The 2,407-nt window shown below is 54.9% G+C and carries 1 protein-coding gene; it reads left to right on the top strand.

The window, feature by feature from the left end; genetic code table 11:
* Positions 1 to 1,226: 1,226 nt before the first annotated feature.
* Positions 1,227 to 2,407: hypothetical protein (locus B9A24_RS00030; protein ID WP_394334627.1), on the top strand; the 1,181-nt coding region annotated here is incomplete at its 3' end.

Below are 2,407 nucleotides of genomic sequence, written 5' to 3'. Positions count from 1 at the left end.
TTAAACGAGTGTATTGAGCTCTACTAGGGGTCTTGGCATCTGCTGCCGGTGCCCGCGGTATAGGATGGAAGTGATATCATGTGCAAGCCATTCTCATGCTTGCTGCCGGTAGCTGTGTACAATCAGTGTTTGATGGCCGTTACCGGAGGAAGGACAGCATTGACGTGCCCTTACCGCCTATCAATGGGGCATTACTTCCCTGCTTGGCGATACCACGAAGTAGCCTATACGCAAAGGACACCTAGAGACGGCTATTCATTATTGCCAAGCACCCTTAGAGAAATATATCGATTGGATTTTCATGCATTTATGTGACTTTTAAAATATTATTTAGGGCTAACTAAAATAAATGTTCAAATTAAAAATCCGATTATATAACCTTTTCGTATGTGAATGTGTGAATCGATTTATATAAATCTATACATCAATAAATATTATTTTCGGACTTACTATGCGGTGGGTTTCAGAAGCTCGCTTAGCAACGCCACTATTCGGCAGAACTTTTGTCTCACTCTAAAGGGAAGTATTATGTCACCCTGAAGCTTCATTCAATCGATTCTATAGCTCCGGTGGGGTTAGCGCGGGCGCCTGCGGGCCGCTTATCCCCCCTTTGCCGGTTGCGTACTCCCACTGAGTGGACTTTGTCCGCCGTTCGGGAAGGCAGCAGCTAGCAAGGTAACGGCCACAAAAATGCCCCCCGACTCAGGTGGAAACTCCCTGAAAGCCGACCCTAATAATTCGTTAGCGTCCCTAGTCCTGCTGTTGCTCCAGCCTACTAGATAACCCGCTCCCTAGGGAGTGCCCCCCCGTACCCTTTGCATTCTTGGCTACCTAGCGCCCTTCTCGCCGAAGCCCGCTGGCGTGTCTCGTATCAACTCGCTCCTCCTGCCTAGTTAAACCGTCTTATCCTGCTGCCGCCGACGCGGCTCGGCCATAAGCCACGGCTTATCTAAAACATAACCTATTGTAATTCAGTTAGTTAGTAAATTACTTAATTTAATTTGTTGCCTATTCTCCCACTTTTACTCTTACGTACTATGAACAAGCAATTACCGTCTTACCCGCTAGACGACGCCCCCACTGAGGTGAGGTGGGATGCCCTACCAGCGCCCAAACCCGGGAGAGCAGAGTATCACAAAAGAAGGAAGGCGATTTCCTATTGGCGACAGCTGGTCCTGGTGATAGCTGTCCTATTGTCTTTCCCCAAAGTAAGTTCTGGTCAGCTAGTGCCCCCCCCCTTGTACCCGAGCACTACGTATGCGCAAGGCTGCTCCAATCCCACAGCGACCATTCCCGCGTGCGGCCAGGGCGGGATATTCTCCTCAACCATCGGCCTGAGCATTGACGCCAGCACCGGCATGATTAACCTGGCTGCGTCGACGCTGGGCACTTACCTCGTGCGCTATTCGTCGGGGGCCACATGCAGCACTACGGCCACCGTCACCATTACTGCCGCTCTAGTCCAGCCCCTTGTCTCGGTCGTGCAACCCACCAGTTGCCTGCTAGCCACGGGTTCTGTCACGGTAACCTCTTCACTGAGCGGTGGCTCCTATACCCTGGTTGGGGTGGGTGCGACGGCTGGTGTATCACTGACCTCTACGCTCGGGGTATTCATAGGCTTAGCGCCAGGCAGCTACAGCCTCAGAGCGTCCCTCAACGGGTGTGTCTCGGCCGCCGCGGCCATCACCATCAACCCGGCGCCGACTGCTGCCTTGGCTTTACCCATTGCCGTGGTGGTGCAGCCCACCTGTTTGGTAGCCACGGGTTCTCTAACGGTAACCGCTGCTGTAAGTGGGGGCACGTATACCTTAGTGGGAGTGGGCGTATCGCTCACCTCTAACACGGGCGTATTCACGAACCTGGCGCCCGGCACTTATAGCCTGCGTGTAGCCCTGAATGGGTGTATCTCGGCCGCGGTAGCCGTCACCATTAACGCGGCGCCCACGGCGCCTAGCGCTCCTGTCATTGCTGTCATTGTCCAGCCCACTAGCTTGGTGGCCACGGGCTCACTAACGGTGAGCTCGCCTATTAGCGATGGTACCTATACCCTTGTCGGGGTAGGTCTAACGGCTGGTGTATCACTCACCTCCACGACGGGTGTGTTCACGAACCTGGCCGCCGGCACGTATAGCCTGCGCGTAGCCCTAAACGGGTGTATCTCGGCCGCCGTAGCCGTCACCATCAACGCGGCGCCCACGGCGCCTAGCGCTCCTGTCGTTGTGGTCGTGCAGCCCACCTGTTTGGTGGCCACAGGTTCACTAACGGTCACCGCTGCTATTAGCGGGGGTACCTATACCCTCGTGGGAGTGGGTGCGACGGCTGGTGTAACACTGACCTCTAACACGGGCGTATTCACGAACCTGGCCGCCGGCAGCTATAGCCTGCGCGTAGCCCTGAACGGGCTCGT

The organism is Hymenobacter roseosalivarius DSM 11622, from assembly GCF_900176135.1.
GTDB classification, from domain to species: Bacteria; Bacteroidota; Bacteroidia; order Cytophagales; family Hymenobacteraceae; genus Hymenobacter; species Hymenobacter roseosalivarius.
Note: the sequence above shows the minus strand (reverse complement) of the source record. Positions and strands in the feature narration are given on the sequence as shown.